Source organism: Sphingopyxis sp. KK2, from assembly GCF_001990265.1.
GTDB lineage: Bacteria > Pseudomonadota > Alphaproteobacteria > Sphingomonadales > Sphingomonadaceae > Sphingopyxis.
The window spans coordinates 1-2,091 of record NZ_LYVN01000267.1 but is presented as its reverse complement, the minus strand read 5'-3'; the positions used below and the strand labels follow the sequence as shown (position 1 = coordinate 2,091).

Here is a 2,091-nt window from a genome sequence, read left to right as displayed (position 1 = left end):
CGGCTATGACGATGTCGCGGGCGGCGACAGCCAGCCGACCTGGACGCTCAAACCCGTCACCACCAACGCGGCGACCGTCACCGCGACGACCTATGTCGTGCGTCCGGGCGACACGCTGCGCGCGATCGGCGAGATGACGCATGCGGGCTCCGAGGCGATCGCGATGGAGAATGATCTCGCGGCGCCCTACACGCTCGTCCCCGGCCAGCGGCTACGCATCCCCGCCGGCCTCTATCACCGCGTCGCGGCGGGCGAGACCGGCATCGGCATCGCCAGCGCCTATGGCGCCGACTGGGGCGAGATCGTCACGATCAACGCGCTCGCCGAACCCTATATATTGCGCGTCGGCCAGCGGCTCCGCCTGCCCGCGAACGCGCGGCCGTTGCCGCCGAAACAGGTCGACCTCGCCGCGCGCGCCGCCGCCTTCAACCTCGACATCGACGATATCGCGACCGGCAGCCAGCCCGCGCTCGCCGCGAACAAGGCGCCCGCGCCCGCCAGCGCCGCGCCGCGCAAACCCGTGACCGCCGCGATCGCTACCCCCGCCGCCTTCACCGGCCGGTTCGTCTGGCCGCTGCCCGGCAAGGTGATCGCGCGTTTCGGCCCGCTCGCGCCCGGCAAGGTCAACGATGGCATCAACATCGCCGCGCCCGCGGGCACCCCGATCCATGCAACCGCGAACGGCGTCGTCTCCTACGCCGGCGACCAGATCGCGGTCTATGGCGGCCTCATCCTGATCGACCATGGCAGCGGCTGGGTCAGCGCCTATGGCCATGCGCAGCAGATCGACGTCCGGCGCGGCCAGGCGGTCAAGGCGGGCGACATCATCGGCCTCGCCGGCGCGAGCGGGCAGGTCCAGACGCCGCAGCTCCATTTCCAGCTGCGCAAGAACCGCGTCCCGGTCGACCCGCTCAAGCAACTGCCCGCGCGATGAGCAAGCGCAGCCCCGAAAAATTCCAGATGCAGCACATCTTCCGGCCGCTCAAGCGCGCGAGCAAATGGCCGATCTGGGCCGATGTTCTCGCACGCCTCAGCGTCGCCTTCTTCCTCATCGCGATCGTCGTGCTCGTCCACTGGATCGACCGTGCGGGGCTGAAGGACAGCCACGACGGCCACATCAGCTTCCTCGACGTCGTCTATTTCACGATGATCTCGGTGACGACGACGGGCTTCGGCGATATCGCCCCGGTGTCGGACCGCTCGCGATTGATCGAGGCGGTGATCGTCACCCCGATCCGCATCATGGTGCTCTTCATTTTCGTCGGCACCGCCTATAATTTCGTCCTCAAGCGCACATGGGAAAAATGGCGTATGGCCCGCATCCAGGCAAAGCTCACCGATCATTGCGTCGTGCTCGGTTACGGCACCAGCGGGGCCGAGGCGGTCCGCGAACTGATCGCGCGCGGCACCGATCCGTCGTGCATCGTCGTCATCGACCAGTCGGGCAACCGCATTGCGGAGGCCGAGGCGATGGGCTGCAACGTGCTGCAGGGCGATGCGTCGAACGACGACACGCTGATCGACGTCCAGATCGCGCGGGCGCGCAACGTGCTCGTGTCGGCGGGCCGCGACGACAGTTCGATCCTGATCGTGCTCACCGTCCGCCACCTCGCGCCCAAGGTCCCGATCAGCGTCGTCATCCGCGCCAAGGATAACGAACTGCTCGCGCGCCAGGCGGGCGCCAGCAACGTCATCAACCCGGTCAGCTTCACCGGTCTGCTCCTCGCTGGCTCGGCGCAGGGCGAGCATGTCGCAAGCTATATGGCCGATCTCGCCGCGGTCGGCGGCAAGGTGCAGCTGCGCGAACGCCCGGTCAGCGCCGAGGAAGTCGGCCGCAGCCTCGAACAGCTCGCCAGCGGCGGCCGCGGCCTGCGCATCTACCGCGACGACAAACCCTATGGCTTCTGGGAAGACGAAACGCGCACGCTGCAAGCGGGCGACATGATCGTCGAGGTCATCCCCTGCGAGGTTTGCGAGGCGGATTAGTTTTATTCGTCGCCCCCCGCGCAGGCGGGGGCCGCTGTCGGTTTACGCGGCGCGGCTGGGCAAGGTAGCCGGCGGCCGCTGCCTTCGCGGCGTCTGACCCATCAC

At 68.2% G+C, this 2,091-nt stretch carries 2 protein-coding genes; both read left to right on the top strand.

The annotated features are described in order from the left end of the window. The coding region (locus B1A78_RS21600) for a LysM peptidoglycan-binding domain-containing M23 family metallopeptidase (RefSeq protein ID WP_077148887.1) at positions 1-934 on the top strand (934 nt) is incomplete at its 5' end. Then, positions 931-1,986, top strand: a complete 1,056-nt coding sequence (locus B1A78_RS21595) for a TrkA family potassium uptake protein (RefSeq protein ID WP_077148886.1) — start codon at positions 931-933, stop codon at positions 1,984-1,986. The genes B1A78_RS21600 and B1A78_RS21595, both read left to right, overlap by 4 nt. The last annotated feature ends 105 nt before the right edge of the window (positions 1,987-2,091 follow it).

Excerpts from the sequence above, each read along its gene's own strand:
- B1A78_RS21595 (WP_077148886.1), top strand. The coding sequence starts at position 931 with ATGAGCAAGCGCAGCCCCGAAAAATTCCAGATGCAGCACATCTTCCGG.